The sequence below is a fragment of the Mucilaginibacter flavidus genome, assembly GCF_024055575.1.
In the GTDB taxonomy this organism is placed as follows: domain Bacteria; phylum Bacteroidota; class Bacteroidia; order Sphingobacteriales; family Sphingobacteriaceae; genus Mucilaginibacter; species Mucilaginibacter flavidus.
Window position 1 is genome coordinate 53,062 of record NZ_JAMXOE010000009.1, and the last position, 15,625, is coordinate 68,686.

The 15,625-nt window shown below is 44.0% G+C and carries 14 protein-coding genes; 10 read left to right on the forward strand and 4 right to left on the reverse strand.

The annotated features are described in order from the left end of the window. Positions 1-47: 47 nt before the first annotated feature. Both NAF19_RS14860 and NAF19_RS14865 read right to left on the reverse strand, forming a co-directional pair. Positions 48-1,355 (reverse strand): ammonium transporter, encoded by a 1,308-nt coding sequence (locus NAF19_RS14860; RefSeq protein WP_252790852.1) that lies wholly within the window; start codon positions 1,353-1,355, stop codon positions 48-50. Between the two features lie 255 nt (positions 1,356-1,610). Beyond that, positions 1,611-1,976, reverse strand: a complete 366-nt coding sequence (locus NAF19_RS14865) for a hypothetical protein (RefSeq protein WP_252790853.1) — start codon at positions 1,974-1,976, stop codon at positions 1,611-1,613. 480 nt (positions 1,977-2,456) lie between these two features. Here NAF19_RS14865 and NAF19_RS14870 point away from each other — a divergent pair, with 480 nt between their 5' ends. The 10 genes from NAF19_RS14870 (at position 2,457) to NAF19_RS14915 (ending at position 12,851) form a co-directional block, all read left to right on the forward strand. Further along, on the forward strand, positions 2,457-3,278 hold the full coding sequence (locus NAF19_RS14870; RefSeq protein ID WP_252790854.1) for an energy transducer TonB: 822 nt from the start codon (positions 2,457-2,459) through the stop codon (positions 3,276-3,278). 56 nt (positions 3,279-3,334) lie between these two features. Continuing rightward, positions 3,335-4,156, forward strand: a complete 822-nt coding sequence (locus tag NAF19_RS14875; RefSeq protein ID WP_252790855.1) for an energy transducer TonB — start codon at positions 3,335-3,337, stop codon at positions 4,154-4,156. 251 nt (positions 4,157-4,407) lie between these two features. Next, positions 4,408-4,794 (forward strand): hypothetical protein, encoded by a 387-nt coding sequence (locus tag NAF19_RS14880; protein ID WP_252790856.1) that lies wholly within the window; start codon positions 4,408-4,410, stop codon positions 4,792-4,794. Positions 4,795-4,945: 151 nt separating this feature from the next. Further along, positions 4,946-7,168 (forward strand): phosphoribosylformylglycinamidine synthase subunit PurL, encoded by a 2,223-nt coding sequence (purL, locus tag NAF19_RS14885; RefSeq protein ID WP_252790857.1) that lies wholly within the window; start codon positions 4,946-4,948, stop codon positions 7,166-7,168. Positions 7,169-7,288: 120 nt separating this feature from the next. Next, positions 7,289-7,678 (forward strand): SMU1112c/YaeR family gloxylase I-like metalloprotein, encoded by a 390-nt coding sequence (gene gloA2 / locus NAF19_RS14890; protein ID WP_252790858.1) that lies wholly within the window; start codon positions 7,289-7,291, stop codon positions 7,676-7,678. A 283-nt stretch (positions 7,679-7,961) separates the two neighbouring features. Next, on the forward strand, positions 7,962-9,665 hold the full coding sequence (locus NAF19_RS14895; RefSeq protein ID WP_252790859.1) for a GMC oxidoreductase: 1,704 nt from the start codon (positions 7,962-7,964) through the stop codon (positions 9,663-9,665). Between the two features lie 44 nt (positions 9,666-9,709). Continuing rightward, on the forward strand, positions 9,710-11,149 hold the full coding sequence (locus NAF19_RS14900; protein ID WP_252790860.1) for an alpha-L-fucosidase: 1,440 nt from the start codon (positions 9,710-9,712) through the stop codon (positions 11,147-11,149). Between the two features lie 79 nt (positions 11,150-11,228). Next, a complete protein-coding gene (locus NAF19_RS14905) occupies positions 11,229-11,585 on the forward strand; it encodes a hypothetical protein (protein WP_252790861.1) in 357 nt (118 codons plus the stop codon). A gap of 102 nt (positions 11,586-11,687) precedes the next feature. After that, a complete protein-coding gene (locus NAF19_RS14910; RefSeq protein ID WP_252790862.1) occupies positions 11,688-12,347 on the forward strand; it encodes a tRNA1(Val) (adenine(37)-N6)-methyltransferase in 660 nt (219 codons plus the stop codon). Positions 12,348-12,356: 9 nt separating this feature from the next. Next, positions 12,357-12,851 (forward strand): metallophosphoesterase family protein, encoded by a 495-nt coding sequence (locus NAF19_RS14915; protein ID WP_252790863.1) that lies wholly within the window; start codon positions 12,357-12,359, stop codon positions 12,849-12,851. A 69-nt stretch (positions 12,852-12,920) separates the two neighbouring features. Here NAF19_RS14915 and rnhA read toward each other — a convergent pair whose 3' ends face one another. Further along, positions 12,921-13,391 carry a ribonuclease HI gene (gene rnhA / locus NAF19_RS14920; RefSeq protein ID WP_252790864.1) on the reverse strand — a complete coding sequence of 157 codons (471 nt, stop codon included), beginning with the start codon at positions 13,389-13,391 and terminating at the stop codon, positions 12,921-12,923. 84 nt (positions 13,392-13,475) lie between these two features. Then, positions 13,476-15,578 (reverse strand): heavy metal translocating P-type ATPase, encoded by a 2,103-nt coding sequence (locus NAF19_RS14925; protein WP_252790865.1) that lies wholly within the window; start codon positions 15,576-15,578, stop codon positions 13,476-13,478. Positions 15,579-15,625: the final 47 nt, after the last annotated feature.

The window sequence follows — 15,625 nt, forward strand, 5'->3', positions numbered from 1 at the left end:
ATAACCGGAGCAGCTTTATTTTTTTACAGTTGATTTAGTTTTTAGTATTATAATTCTTCGTCGTGCTGGCTAACGTCCAATCCAATCAGCTCTTCTTCAGGAGAAACGCGCAGCTTGCTGATCATATCGGTTATCTTTAGTAACAATAACGATCCGAAAAATGCAAACGCTGATACAGCAACCAACGCAATACAATGCACAAAAAACAAATGGGTTTGACCAAAGAATAAGCCATTGCCTGTTGTGTTTGCCGAGTTAACGTTTACGTGGGCAAAAATACCAGTCATCAGCATACCTACCATGCCTCCTACACCATGGCACGGGAACACGTCAAGTGTATCGTCAATGCTGGTTGATGACCTCCAGATAACAACCAGGTTGCTTACCACCGCAGCAACGATACCCACAATTAATGAGTGAGGAATAGATACGAAACCTGCTGCAGGTGTTATAGCCACCAGGCCGACAACGGCACCGATACAGGCCCCCATTACCGAAGGTTTTTTACCGCGGGCCATGTCAAAAAATATCCATGATATAGCTGCTGCAGCTGATGCTGTAGTTGTGGTGCCTAATGCGGTTGCTGCCAAAGCGTTTGCGCCAAGTGCCGAACCAGCATTAAAACCAAACCAGCCAAACCAAAGCAGGCCGGTACCTAAAAGTACGTAGCTGATTCGGGCAGGAGCGTGGGCTTTATCATTACGCTGTTTAAGATATAATGCCGAAGCAAGTGCTGCCCAGCCGGCCGACATGTGTACAACTGTGCCGCCTGCAAAATCAAGTACACCAAGTTTGAACAAGAAACCGTCGGGGTGCCAGGTTGAGTGGGCCAATGGTGCGTATATAACAATCATAAACAGGCAAAGGAAAATGATATAAGAGTTAAAGCGGATACGCTCGGCAAATGCACCGGTAATTAATGCCGGGGTTATTACAGCAAATTTTAGCTGGAACATGGCAAACAGTACGAGGGGAATGGTGGGGGCCAGCTTCCAGGTAGCATTACCGAGCATGCCTTTCATCATGAAAAATGTGCCGGGGTTGCCTAAAACACCGCCAATATCATCGCCAAAGGCAAGGCTGAATCCGAATATTACCCATATAATGGTAATAACACCCATGCATACAAAGCTTTGCATCATGGTTGACAGTACGTTTTTTTTGCTAACCATGCCGCCGTAAAAAAAGGCGAGACCCGGTGTCATTATTAATACCAACGCTGTACTAACCAGCAGCCAGGCAGTATCGCCCGAATTAATCAGGCTGTCTTTTATGGTAACAATATCAATAGACGGATATACAAGGGCAAGTATAATTACAATTATAAGTACGCCAAATGGTATGAATTTTTTCATATTTAAGTTTTTGGGAAAAGGGTTTGCAGGGAGTCTGTAGTCTTAAGCCGGAAGTCAAAAGTCAAAGATGAAATAAAAAGGGACTTCAATTCCTATTGACTCAGGACTATCGACTCGGGACTATGGACTTAGGACTTAATAATACTGCACAAGGCTCAATCAAAACCCTGCGCAGTACTAAAACTAAATTAAAAACAATGTCGCCAACTGTGTAATCAGCACAGGTAGCTATGTTTCTTATCACCGTTTTAGTGACTACCAGAAATCATGAAATGGAAAGAGGGTGAGCCTGCGAAAATGCGAGAGCTCGCTGTTGCCCTGCCCGCAGATAGAATTAAGATAGCTTACCGATATGGTGTAAGTAGAGGGGCGGTTATTTATTCCGTGCGAAAAATGTACCACACGGTGTTGTTGAATATTTAGCACCTGGGGTGGTGCATTATTTAATATAAATTCGTAATTAAAAGGATAATCAGGATTTTTTTTGAGTGATTCTTTTAAAGTAGCGACTTTTTTTGACGTTAAATCTTCTTTTTTATGCAAAGCGTCGTTGCCACGCGCATAAAATACGGTGAATAGTAATATAAATAAGGCTGATATTTTAAAAAGCCTGTTTTGCATATTATGAAAGTATGTAAATTTTATTTAAAATACCATTTTTATGTAATTTTTTTATTTATTGTCGATGTTTGGTGATGTATTGATGATTGTGAGCTGCTAACTTGCTAAGTTATTCATAGGCAGAAGAGCCTGATCGACCTTAAATATTGCTAAACAACGGCACAATTCTGACTCCTGCACCCCCGCATATTCTATGTTAAATACTTTTATTAGATATAATTCTCAACCGGTCGGTGTGGATATTGTGCTCAGTTGGTCATAATCAGCAAAACACGCAGAATTTCTAAAAAAGGGCGTGGAAAATCAGTAAAATAGTAAATACACAATGTTGCAAATTTTGATAGATTTGCAATAAACTAATGTTTTAGTTATAAAAATACACAAAGTTGCATTTTATTATTGCAATAATGATAAAAGTAACAAAGTTGCAATACTAAATAGGGGAATAGCGTTATAATATAAAATTAAATTTCAACCACTATGCTAACCTCAAAATTTGATTTGTACAAGAACGAGTGGCTCGATCTTGTATTCGACGACCGCAACAAGGCTTACGGCGCGTACGATTTAAGGCACAACTATGCCAATAACATGGTTAAGGCAATGCTTATCACATTTTTTTCTATCGGTGTTCTGTGTGCGGTCAGTATTTACGCCAGCTCGCGTAAAGAAATTGTGCACATTACCCCTGTAGACCTGCGTCCGAATGTTATGCCACCCGTGGAGCCGATTAAAAAAATTGAACCACCAAAAGCGCCTGAACATATTAAGCCGCAGCCGGTGAAAACCATTGCTACCATAAGGGATGTACCCCCGGTAGTAGTTGTCGATTTAAAAGCACAGGATCCGGTTAAAAATGATGACATTAAAGGATCGGCTATTGGTCAGCAAACACTAAAAGGGACAACGGGTGTAAATATTGACATCCCGGAGGATAAACCCGGAACAGGTGGCGATGGGCCAGCGGTTGACAATAGTGTTCACAATTTAGGCACACTTGATTTTATGCCGGAGCCGGTGGGCGGCGCGGCTGCCTGGGCCAAATTTTTAAATAAGAATTTGCGCTTTCCGGCTGTTGCACAGGAAGATGGGGTTAGTGGCCGGGTGTTACTGAGTTTTATTATTGAAAAAGATGGCAGTTTATCAAACATAGTCGTCGATAAACCGGCAGGGCATGGTTTCGATGAAGAGGCCCTTCGCGTATTAAAATTAGCCAAGGCCTGGAAACCCGGTATGCAAAACGGCCAGGCGGTAAGGGTTAAATATTCCATCCCAATTAATTTCCAGTTAGCCGACCAATAATTTACTCATTAATAATAACAAACAACAGGCTTTAACCTAATCTTAATTTCAACCTTATGCTTACTTCAAAATTTAATTTGTACGACACCGAGTGGACCGACCGGGTGTTTGATGACCGTAACAAGGCTTACGGCGCTTATGAATTACGTCACAGTTATTCTAATACGATGGTGAAAGCAATGGCCATCACTTTTTTAGGTGTGGGGGTTTTGTTTGGCAGCACGCTGGTTTTCAAGACAAGCCCTGCTGTGCAACCGTTGCCGACCAACGATACCACAATTGTAAAAATCGACCCTAATGTTAAACCGCCGGAGGCAGTGCATCCGCCAAAACCAATTGAGCCGGTAACGCCACCAAAGGTATCCGAACCAGTTAAGACGACTGCTTTTGTACCCCCCGTTGTAAGGCCCGATGCCGAAGCCGCAAAGCAGCCGGTAATCAACGCAACCCTTACCAATACTTTAATAGGACCAGTAACTAGCGATGGTGGAGATATAAAACACGGGCCGCCCGCTATTGAACCGGGGCCATCGGTAACCCCAGCACCTGAAATAGTTTACAACGTAAACACGGTTGATTTTATGCCCGAACCTGTTGGTGGCGCAACAGCCTGGAACAAATTTTTAAGCAAGAACCTGCGTTTCCCGGCGGTTGCACAAGAGGAGGGCGTAGGCGGCAAAGTTTATTTAAGCTTTATCATTGAAAAAGATGGGAGCCTGTCGAATATAACTGTTGACAAAGCAGCCGGCCATGGTTTTGATGAGGAGGCCCTGCGCGTTTTAAAGTTGGCTAAAGCATGGAAGCCAGGTATGCAAAATGGCCAGCCGGTAAGGGTAAAATATTCAATACCGATCACTTTCCAGGCACCGGAAATTTAGGTGAAAGGCAAAAGGCGAAAGGCCTGGAGTTTCTCAAGTTATAAACTAATGTAAACTAAACTGAGCACAATAAATAAAAACCGGTTTGATTGTACTTGGGCTAAACTACGTGATTAATAGTTTCGGGCTGGTTTTATGGGATAGCATTAAAGGTTGACTTCCTTTTTGTTATCCCTTTTTTTATTTAATTGGGCTTTGATTAAGTTGACGAGCAGTTAATTTAATGTATTTTTATAAAGCTTTACAATTCAATGAAATTCATCGTTCTCGCTTTTTTTCTCACCGTTTGTTTTTATAAAGAAATAAATGCCCAGGATTTCGTTGGTACAAATGACCGGGAAAAAAAGGTACTGAGACTAATTAACGCCTTGCCTGAAATTGTAAAGGAGAATCAACATCGAAAAAAAGCACACGTTAAATGTCTGATAAAGGCATGTATTCAAAACACTCCTACAAAGACTGAGAACTATTATAAGGTTAGCATCAGCGAAGACCTGGGCTTCCAGTTGCGTACTTATGACTGGTATGAAGTTGATGCCCGTAACTACACGATCAAATATGACGACATGATTACCGGTAAATCAATTTCGTTGGCAGCATGGCGAAGGCAATTGCGCAGTCGCAAAAAAGGTGTTTAATAATCTTACCAAAAGTACTTGTCTAAATAGACAAGCTACAGGCGACAGTGGGTATTAAATGACTTTTTCTTGAGGACTTTCCGGACTTTCGGACTGATTTTCCAACCTTTTTTCCTAATTTTGTGCTTCCTTTCAAAAAAACGATATTACATTGGAGCACCAGGAATTAACCACCGTTGAAACCGCCAAAGATTTAGGCTTACTACCCGAAGAATTTGAACGTATAAAAGAGATATTAGGGCGTGTGCCCAACTTTACCGAATTGTCTATTTTTTCGGTAATGTGGAGCGAGCACTGCTCGTACAAAAACTCCATCACCTGGCTAAAAACTTTGCCAAAAGATGGTCCGCGTATGCTGGCCAAAGCGGGTGAAGAAAATGCCGGACTAGTTGACCTTGGCGACGGCGTTGGCTGTGCCTTTAAGATAGAATCGCACAATCACCCTTCGGCTTTAGAGCCATACCAGGGCGCAGCAACAGGTGTCGGCGGTATCAACCGCGATATCTTCACCATGGGTGCGAGGCCGATTGCACAGCTAAACTCCTTGCGCTTTGGCGACTTAAGCCTCGACCGTACCAAATGGTTGGTTAAGGGCGTGGTAAAAGGCATCAGCCACTACGGCAATGCATTCGGCATCCCAACCGTGGGTGGCGAATTATTTTTTGACGATTGCTATAACGTTAACCCTTTAGTTAATGCGTTTTCAGCCGGGATTGTTAGAGCCGGTGAAACTGTGTCGGCTACATCCTATGGTGTTGGCAACCCGGTTTATATCGTGGGCTCAGCCACAGGTAAAGACGGTATACATGGTGCAGCTTTTGCGTCAAAAGACATCACTGAAGACTCTGTTAACGACTTACCTGCAGTACAGGTAGGCGATCCGTTCCAGGAAAAGCTATTATTGGAAGCCACACTTGAAGTTATAAAAACCGGTGCCGTTATAGGTATGCAGGATATGGGCGCGGCAGGTATTATCTGCTCTAACTCCGAAATGTCGGCTAAAGGCGAGCATGGTATGATTATCTATTTAGATAAAGTACCAATGCGCCAGGAACACATGAAGCCTTACGAAATTTTGCTGTCTGAGTCGCAGGAGCGCATGCTGATTGTGGTGCAGAAGGGCCGCGAAGCTGAAGTGGAAGCCGTTTTTGATAAATGGGATTTAAATTGCGCTATAATAGGCGAGGTAACCGATACCAAACGCCTGGTATATTATATGAACGGCGAAATGGTTGCCGATGTGCCTGCCGATGATTTGGTATTGGGCGGCGGCGCCCCGGTTTACGAACGCGAGTATCGCGAACCTGCTTACTTCGCCGAAAATCAGAAATTTAAAATTGAGGATGTTGCCGAGCCTGCTGATTTAATTGCAGTTGCCGAGCACTTGATCGGTCACCCTAATATTGCCTCAAAACGTTGGGTAACCGACCAGTATGACTCGATGATAGGCACAGCCACCATGACAACCAATCGCCCAAGCGATGCTGCTGTGGTTGCTGTTAAAGATACTGATAAAGCCATAGTAATTACAGTAGATTGCCAGTCGCGCTATGTATACGCCGATCCGCAAAAAGGAACTGCCATTGCAGTTGCCGAGGCAGCGCGTAACATAACCTGCGCAGGTGGTGAGCCGGTTGCCATAACCAACTGCCTTAACTTTGGCAACCCATACAAACCAGAAGTTTATTGGCAGTTTGTGGGCGCCATAAAAGGCATGGGCGAAGCTTGCCGAAAGTTTGAAACCCCGGTAACAGGTGGTAACGTGAGCTTTTATAACCAGTCGACAGATGACGGCCCGGTATTTCCGACACCTACCATCGGTATGCTTGGCGTAATGGATAACCTGGACAACATGATGACATCGGACTTTAAACAACCTGATGATTTGATTTATTTGATAGGTGAATCGGTAAATGATATTGCCTCGTCGCAATACCTGGCATCATACCATAAAATAACAAAAGCGCCTGCCCCATATTTTGATTTGGATAAGGAATATGCAATGCACCAGGTGGTAAAACAACTGATACAGCATAAAGTAATCCAATCAGCGCATGATGTGGCTGACGGTGGTTTGTACGTTACATTGGTTGAATCGGCCATGCCAAACGGTTTGGGCTTTGCCATTGAAACTGACGGCGCTATTCGTAAAGATGCTTTCCTATTCGGTGAAGCACAAGGCAGGGTAGTAGTTAGCGTTGCCCCAGCCGACCAGGAGCGTTTTATTGAAATGATGGCCACCAGCGAGGTTGATTTCAGCCTGTTAGGAACCGTATCAAACGGCTTTTTAAATGTTGATGAAGAACTGTTTGGGCACATCACCGATATTAAGATGGTGTATAATAATGTGCTGCACGAGATATTAGGAGCGTAAGGGAAGAGTCCGAAGTCTTTAGTCGGGAGTCTAAAGTCAAAACGATTTTGTAGAGACGCAATATTTGCGTCTCCCGCAGGACCGGTTTGTAAATTGCCTAATGAAAAAATAGCCCACAGCATGCTTAAGCTAAACCGTATTCACCACGTCGCCATAATATGTTCGGATTATGAAAAGTCCAAACATTTTTACAGCAAGGTGCTCGGTTTAAAAATAGTGCGCGAAGTTTATCGCGAAGCGCGACAATCATACAAGCTCGATTTGGAAGTGGGTAACCAGTACCAAATTGAGCTTTTTTCTTTTCCAAATCCGCCTGCGCGGCCATCCCGGCCCGAGGCTGCAGGGTTAAGGCATTTAGCTTTTGAGGTTGATGATATCGAAGCAGCAATAGCCCATATCGAAAGCTTCGGCGTTGAAATTGAACCGATAAGAGTAGACGAATTTACCGGCAAACGTTTTACTTTTTTTGCCGACCCGGATGGGTTACCGGTTGAACTTTATGAGAAATGATGCCGTTAAGGCCAAGCGTTTTTTGTGTGACCTTGTGAAATTTATCAAATAGCATCGGTTATTTGGCGAATGGGTAAAATTAGAGCGCCTGATAATGAGCGTGTTTCATAGCGTTCCGGGTGTTCCGCGTGGAAAAATGGAACGCTAAACTGAAATTTCCCTATCATGGCATCGGGATGACACCCTAATTTCTGTGGTCACAAGACAAAGATTATTTTCCTAAACACATCATTTAGTAATAAATTGCGTAACGCTTTGACCAGGGCGGTGAAACCTATAATACATGTCGAAAGGAATTGATAAAAACACGTATGATGCTATCGTAATTGGCTCGGGCATTAGCGGCGGCTGGGCAGCCAAGGAATTGTGTGAACAGGGATTAAAAACACTGGTGCTGGAGCGCGGCCGCAATGTGGAACACGTGAAAGATTATCCTACCGCCAACATGCCGCCCTGGGACTTTAAGCATCGCGGCCGGATGACAACGGCAATGTTAAAAGAAGATCCGTTGATAAGCAAAGCTGCCGGTTACGGCGAAGACAACGCGCATTTTTTTGTAAAAGATAAAGATCACCCCTACATACAGGAAAAACCCTTTGACTGGATAAGGGGCTACCAGGTTGGCGGCAAATCGCTTACCTGGGGTCGCGCCTGCCAGCGCTGGAGCCAGTATGAATTTACTAATCCAGAGCGTTATGGATATGGTATTGCCTGGCCTATAGGATATGACGACGTTGCGCCATGGTATTCGCACGTCGAGAAGTTCATCGGTGTTTGCGGTAATAAGGACGGGCTGGAATCGATGCCTGACGGTGAATTTTTGCCGCCGTTTGATATGAATGTGGTGCAGGCAGCCATCAGCACAAAAATAAACGAACATTACCCCGACAGGCATTTGGTACATGCCCGCTGGGCACACTTAACCAAACCCAACCAAATACACTTAGACCAGGGCCGTGTACAATGCCAGGCGCGTAATCTGTGCATGCGCGGCTGCCCGTTTGGCGGATATTTTAGTTCGAACAGTTCAACGCTGCCATGGGCTAAGCGCACCGGTAATTTAACCATCAGGCCTTTTTCGGTGGTGCATTCCATTATTTATGATGAGAAATTGGGTAAGGCAATAGGGGTGAGGGTTATTGATACCAACACAAAAGAGCAAACTGATTATTTTGCGCGCATTATATTTTTAAATGCTTCGGCGCTAAACAGCAATTTAGTGTTGCTGAATTCAAAATCAAAGCGTTTCCCTAACGGCCTGGGGAACGACAATGGCTTGCTTGGCAAATACGTGGCATTCCAGAATTACCGGGCATCGGTCGGTGGCGAAATGGAAGGCTATTTAGATAGTTATTATTATGGCCGCAATCCAACTGAATTGATTCTGGCTAATTACCGTAACTTAAATACGCAGGAAACAGATTATTTTGGCGGCTTCACCACCTTTATGGGTGCTAACCGCGAACGAGGCCCTGTGGAAACACAGAACGGCGAAATAGGGGCGACTTACAAAGATTCGCTTACCGAACCAGGCCGCTGGACGGTTTATATGTATATGCAAGGCGAAACAGTTCCTAAAATAACGAACCACGTAAGGCTAAGCGACGATCAAAAAGACCAGTGGGGGATACCTCTATTAATAACATCGGTTGAGTATGATGCCAATGATGAGCGGATGGTAAAAGACTTTTTGGCCCAAAGCAAAGAAATGCTGGAAAAGGCCGGCTGCACAAACGTATCCACTTATGAAAATAAACAGAATCCGGGTTTGGATATCCACGAAATGGGCGGCTGCCGCATGGGTAAAGACCCTGCAACATCATTACTAAATGAGTGGAACCAGCTGCACCTTTGTAAAAACGTTTTTGTTACCGATGGCGCATGTATGACCAGTACGGGTAACCAAAGCCCATCTATTTTGTATATGGCGTTGACGGCCAGGGCGGCGACTTATGCGGTGGGGGAGATGAAGAAGGGAAACCTTTAGGCTTAATCAAAATATCAACCTTAATATTTTATCCCATGAAAATCATGAAAAAAACTATTTCAATTTGTTTAGTGATCTTCGCTTTTAGCCAAACGGTGTTTGCACAGGATAGGTACCAGGCCAACTGGGAATCACTCTCTAAATACAAAACTCCCGACTGGTTCCGCGATGCCAAGTTTGGGATATTTATACACTGGGGTGTATACTCCGTGCCGGCATTTGGCTCGGAATGGTACCCGCGGCAGATGTACCAGGTTGGTTCGGATGAGTATAAGCATCACATCGCCACCTATGGTCCACCGAGTAAATTCGGTTATAAAGATTTCATCCCCATGTTTAAGGCAGAAAAGTTCGACCCGCAGGCCTGGGTGGCTTTGTTTAAAAAAGCCGGCGCCAAATACGTAGTGCCCGTTGCCGAGCATCACGATGGGTTCGCGATGTATAAAACTTCGCTATCCAAATGGAATGCCTTTGATATGGGCCCGCACCGTGATGTAGTGGGAGAACTTGCCGCAGAGGTAAAAAAGCAAGGCCTTGTTTTTGGTTTATCATCGCACCGAATCGAGCATTGGTTTTTTATGAATGGCGGTAAGAAATTTGACTCAGATGTGCTCGATCCTAAATTCAATGATTATTATGGCCCTGCGCATGAGGAAAATGAAACCATGTCGCCAGAGTATATGAATGATTGGCTGATGCGCGACATCGAACTAGTGAATAACTACCAACCCCAACTGGTTTGGTTCGACTGGTGGATAGAGCAGCCTGCGCTAACGCCCTACCGCAAATCGTTTGCTGCGTTTTATTATAATAAAGGGTTAGATTGGAACAAAGGCGTTGTTATCAACTATAAAAACAGCTCCTTCCCTGATGGGGTTGCGGTGCTTGATCTGGAGCGGGGTAAACTGGGCACCATTCGGCCACAAGCCTGGCAAACGGATGATGCCATCGGCAACCAATCGTGGGGCTATACGACCACCAATACCTTTAAAGACGCCCGCTATGTGGTGACTAATTTGATTGATATAGTAAGTAAAAACGGCAACCTGCTGTTAAACATCGGCCCAAAAGCCGATGGTACTATTACCGATGGCGAAACACAAACGCTGTTGGGCACCGGCAAGTGGCTTGAGGTTAATGGCGAAGCCATATACGGTACCCGCCCATGGAAGGAATATGGTGAGGGGCCAACCAAATCTGCAAGTGGCTCGTTTGCTGATCAGAAAGAACCGTTTACCTGGCGAGATGTGCGTTTTACTACTAAGGGCGATGCCTTATACGTTATTGCTTTAGGATTGCCGGACGGACAACTCGCCATAAAAGCTTTGGGAATGAAAGCAGGGAATGGAAAAATAGCAGGTATTAAGTTGTTAGGCGGAGGGGACGTGGTATGGAAACAAAAGGATGAAGAATTGGTCATTCAGCCTTCAAAAAGCTACCCGTCACAATTTGCGGTAAGTTATGTGGTGTCATTCGTGCACTAAATATGCCGATTCTGTTATTTTTGCAGCTTCAATATATAACAAGGCAACACGCTATTTGGAAACGTTAAAAATTTGTAAAGTGATTAAAGTAAAAACCAGGCAACTACTATTTATCATCCCATTTCTATTTCTTTTTACCTCATGTGATAAGCGGCAAAGTACCGCCGAAGAATTGGTACGAAATTATTTAAATGAACACCTGGCAGATCCGGGCAGCTACAAAAGCCATGGATTTTCGGAAGTTGTTAAATTAAAAGACAGGATGTTTCCGGGAGCAAAAGCACCACTGCGAGCCTACGGACGATGGGAAATAGTGCATACCTATAGTTTTAAAAACTTAAACGGCGCACCTGTTACCGAAACTAAGGTTTTTGAGATTGACAGCGCATTTACATATGCACAGTGCTGTTATGCTAAAATGTCGGATATAAGGTAGCCGAAATTAATGTTGTCATCGCTTGTTTAAAGGCTGCCGCGTTTGGTAAATTAAAGTATGTTCAAATTCAAGCAATTTAGTGTAGACCAAACTGGTTGCGCCATGAAAATAAACACAGATGGCGTATTGCTTGGCGCTATGGTCTTAGCTGAAAATCCATCGTCGATATTGGATATTGGAACGGGCACCGGGGTTATAGCTTTGATGTTGGCACAACGATTTACCAATGCGCATATTGATGCGGTTGAAATTGATACATCCGCAGCTAAAACAGCCGGCAATAATTTTGCAAATTCGCCATTCAGTGTCCGGATGACCGTTTTCCCTGCCAGCATTCGGGCTTTCTTTGATGAACATCCCGTTAAAAAGTATGACCTTATTGTATCTAATCCGCCATTTTTTATTAACTCGCTGGAATCACCAAAAGCAAAAACAACACTGGCAAAACATACCGATACGGATTTTTTTGAAAGCTTGGTGAAAGATGTATCTGCACATTTGTTGCCGACTGGAGCCTGCTGGTTTATTTTACCTGTACAGACCGTTGCACTGATAAAGTCGCTAGCCATTCAAAATGGAATGTATTTGCAAAAGGAGATCAGTATACGGTCGTTCGGACATTCAGAGCCGCACAGGGAGATAGTGTGTTTTGGGTTTGAAGAGAAGACAACCGAGATAACTAACATAACTATTTACGAAGCCGCAGGAGTTTACACCAGCGAATACAAAATATTGTTGCAGCCATTCTTCCTGAATTATTAATATTTGTCAATGACCAAAATAGGCCTCATTTCCGACACTCACAGCTATCTTGACGATGCAGTTTTTAAACACTTTGAAAAATGTGATGAAATTTGGCATGCCGGCGATTTTGGAAGTATTGAAGTTGCCGATAAGCTGGCGGCGTTTAAGCCGTTTAAAGGTGTTTACGGCAATATTGATGGTGGCGATATCCGTAAAACCTACCCCGAAAACCTGCGGTTTAAATGCGAAAATGTGGATGTATGGATTACCCATATCGGCGGCTATCCTGATAGGTACAGTCCGCTGGTAAAACCGGAGATTTATACCAACCCGCCCCAGCTGTTTATCTGCGGGCACTCGCATATCCTGAAAGTTATTTACGATAAGAAAATCAACTGCCTGCACATTAATCCCGGCGCTGCGGGAAAACAGGGCTGGCAAAAGGTGCGCACGCTAATCAGGTTTGCAATTAATGTGGATAAAATACAGGATTTGCAGATTATTGAGTTAGGGGGAAAGTAGTTTGTGGTTGCCGTTGTACAGTTTGCAACCGTTTTAACTGCCAACTGCGTACTCAATACTGCCAACTTGCTAAAGCAGGTTTGCCTTAGCATTCTCCATCTCAAAAACAGAATCGATAAGTAACCCTTTCTGTTTTCCGGCCATCACCGCCAGCACATCACAGCGCTCATTTTCAGGGTGCCCATTGTGACCGCGTACCCACACAAATTTTACCTTATGCAGCTTGCTTATTTCGAGATAGCGTAACCAAAGATCTTTATTTTTTTTGCCGGCAAAGCCTTTTTGCAGCCAGCCGTTCACCCATCGTTTTTCGATGGCGTCGATAACATATTTAGAGTCGGAAAAGATTGTAACATCCTGGTTGAGCGATTTTAAAGCTTCAAGGCCTTTAATAACGGCCAGTAATTCCATACGGTTATTGGTAGTTTTACGGAAACCCTCCGAAAGCTCTTTGTAATGTTTACCCGAACGTAAAATTACCCCGTAACCACCCGGCCCCGGGTTACAGCTTGATGCACCGTCTGTAAAAATTTCAATCATATGCCCCCTAGCCCCCTGAAGGGGGAACAAAATTAAGTAAAATTAAACGTTTTAATAATTAAAACGGCATTTTTTACTCCCCCTTTAGGGGGCTGGGGGGCCTAATTTCTTCCGCTTCAACCTTAACGAATTTCCAATTACCACCACGTCGCTAAAGGCCATGGTGAATGCGCCAACCATCGGATTTAAAAAGCCCAGTGCTGCTACAGGGATAGCTATTATGTTGTATGCAAATGCCCAGAAAAGATTTTGTTTGATGGTAAGCAGCGTGTGGCGGCTTACCTGTAAAAATTTGATAACCGAATGCAGGTCGGTGTTTAAAAGCACAACCCGTGCAGATTGTATGGCTACCTGGCTGGCGTCATTCATTGATACACCAACGTCGGCCTGGGTTAGGGCAGGGGCATCGTTTATGCCATCGCCTATCATTATAGTTTTGCCTTTTTGCTTGTAGATGTCTATCACTTTCAGTTTTTCATCAGGCAGCTTTTCGGCGTGCACATCGGTGATGCCAATTTGCTGTGCAACTTTTAAGCACCTGGCTTTTTTATCGCCGCTTAATAAAACAGGGATAATACCCATTTTTTTTAGTTGAGCAATAAGGGCCGCTGCGTCAGGCTTTATTTCGTCATCAACATCAATTTGAGCCAGCAATTTTTGGTTTTTATAGAGCGACAGGTTAAATCCACTTTCGTCGGTAGCCTTTCCTGAGCCTAAAAAATAATGATTGCCTTCCACATCCTCGGCACGCATGCCCAGTCCTTTTTCTTCCTTAACAGCCTTTAAAATTACTTTGGCCATCGGTAATGTTTTCAATTCACTTACCAGCGATTTTGCAATCGGGTGATTTGAGCGCTCCTCAATTGCCATTATGACGCCACGTACCAGTTCCGGATTTATTTTACCTGCAATTTTTATATCATTAACCCGGAATTTCCCGGTAGTAAGCGTACCTGTCTTATCAAATACCACGTATTTAGTGTTTGCTACTGCTTCAATAGTGTCACCGCCCTTTATCAGGATGCCATTTTTTGCCGCACGACCCAGACCCACCATCACGGCAGTAGGAGTGGCCAGGCCCATTGCACAGGGACACGAAATTACCAGTACAGCAATGGCATTCATTAAAGCCGTTTGCATACCGGTATGCCCGGCAAAATAAGTAAGCACAAATGTTAGCAGAGAAATCAGGATAACAGCCGGCACAAATACAGCGGCAACTTTATCACCCAGTTTTTGTACCGGTGGTTTTGCCGCCTGTGCTTTTTTCATCAGGTCAATTATTTGGGACAGTATAGTATTTGAACCAACCTTGGTTGCCAGCATCCTGATATTGCCATGCTGAACAATTGTGCCACCAATAACAGAACTGTACTTTTCTTTTTCAACCGGGATACTTTCGCCCGTGAGCATACTTTCATCAACTGATGCATTACCAGAAAGCACCTCGCCATCCACAGGTATTTTATCTCCCTGGTTCACCTGTAAAGTGTCGCCGGGGCGCACTTCTTTTGCGCTGATAATTTCAATTCCACCGTTAATCACGCGGTTGGCATTTACCAACTGAATCTTTATCAGATCTTTCACCGCCGAGGTGGTTTGTGTAACAGACCGCTTTTCCAACACATTACCCAGCAATACCAGCGTAATAATAGCGGCACAGGTTTCGTAAAACTCGTAGTGCTCGCCTAAATTTTCAATTGTGCCAACCAAACTGTAAATAAATGCGGCTGTCGAACCCACAAATATCAGCACATCCATATTTGGCACACCACCGCGTATTGAATTGAAAGCGCTTTTGCCAAAATGCAGGCATCCCACCAGGAAAACAGGCAGACAAAGTAGTAACTGAACAATTGGGTTGTGCAGAAAGTGCCAGGGCAAAACCATGTGCAATAAAAGAGGAGCAGTAAGTACGGCGCAGAAAACAAATTTATTCTCTATTTTTTCGTAGAATGGTGTTATTTGGGTTGCCGGGTCGTCGACCACCTTAAAGCCGAGACCCTCAATGTCTTTAATTATACCGGGAAGCGCGATGTGGTCGTTATTCGAAAACTTCACCTCCTCGCCGGCAAAATCAACCAAAATATTTTGCAGTCCTTTCTTCTCCAAAAGTTTATGAATACTCAGGGCGCAATTGTTACAATGCATCCCCGTCACGTTTAATTCAACCAATTGCTCTGCCATGGTACAAAGCTATATATGTTTAAAGTTTTAAGGGTAAGTAGATTGTA

Bases quoted from the DNA above. Each gene is read 5' to 3' on its own strand.
- NAF19_RS14910 (WP_252790862.1), top strand. From the start codon at position 11,688: ATGAAAATAAACACAGATGGCGTATTGCTTGGCGCTATGGTCTTAGCT.
- NAF19_RS14880 (WP_252790856.1), top strand. From the start codon at position 4,408: ATGAAATTCATCGTTCTCGCTTTTTTTCTCACCGTTTGTTTTTATAAA.
- NAF19_RS14925 (WP_252790865.1), bottom strand. From the start codon at position 15,578: ATGGCAGAGCAATTGGTTGAATTAAACGTGACGGGGATGCATTGTAAC.
- NAF19_RS14915 (WP_252790863.1), top strand. From the start codon at position 12,357: ATGACCAAAATAGGCCTCATTTCCGACACTCACAGCTATCTTGACGAT.
- NAF19_RS14875 (WP_252790855.1), top strand. From the start codon at position 3,335: ATGCTTACTTCAAAATTTAATTTGTACGACACCGAGTGGACCGACCGG.
- gloA2 (WP_252790858.1), top strand. From the start codon at position 7,289: ATGCTTAAGCTAAACCGTATTCACCACGTCGCCATAATATGTTCGGAT.
- NAF19_RS14895 (WP_252790859.1), top strand. From the start codon at position 7,962: ATGTCGAAAGGAATTGATAAAAACACGTATGATGCTATCGTAATTGGC.
- NAF19_RS14865 (WP_252790853.1), bottom strand. From the start codon at position 1,976: ATGCAAAACAGGCTTTTTAAAATATCAGCCTTATTTATATTACTATTC.
- NAF19_RS14900 (WP_252790860.1), top strand. From the start codon at position 9,710: ATGAAAAAAACTATTTCAATTTGTTTAGTGATCTTCGCTTTTAGCCAA.
- NAF19_RS14870 (WP_252790854.1), top strand. From the start codon at position 2,457: ATGCTAACCTCAAAATTTGATTTGTACAAGAACGAGTGGCTCGATCTT.
- rnhA (WP_252790864.1), bottom strand. From the start codon at position 13,391: ATGATTGAAATTTTTACAGACGGTGCATCAAGCTGTAACCCGGGGCCG.
- NAF19_RS14860 (WP_252790852.1), bottom strand. From the start codon at position 1,355: ATGAAAAAATTCATACCATTTGGCGTACTTATAATTGTAATTATACTT.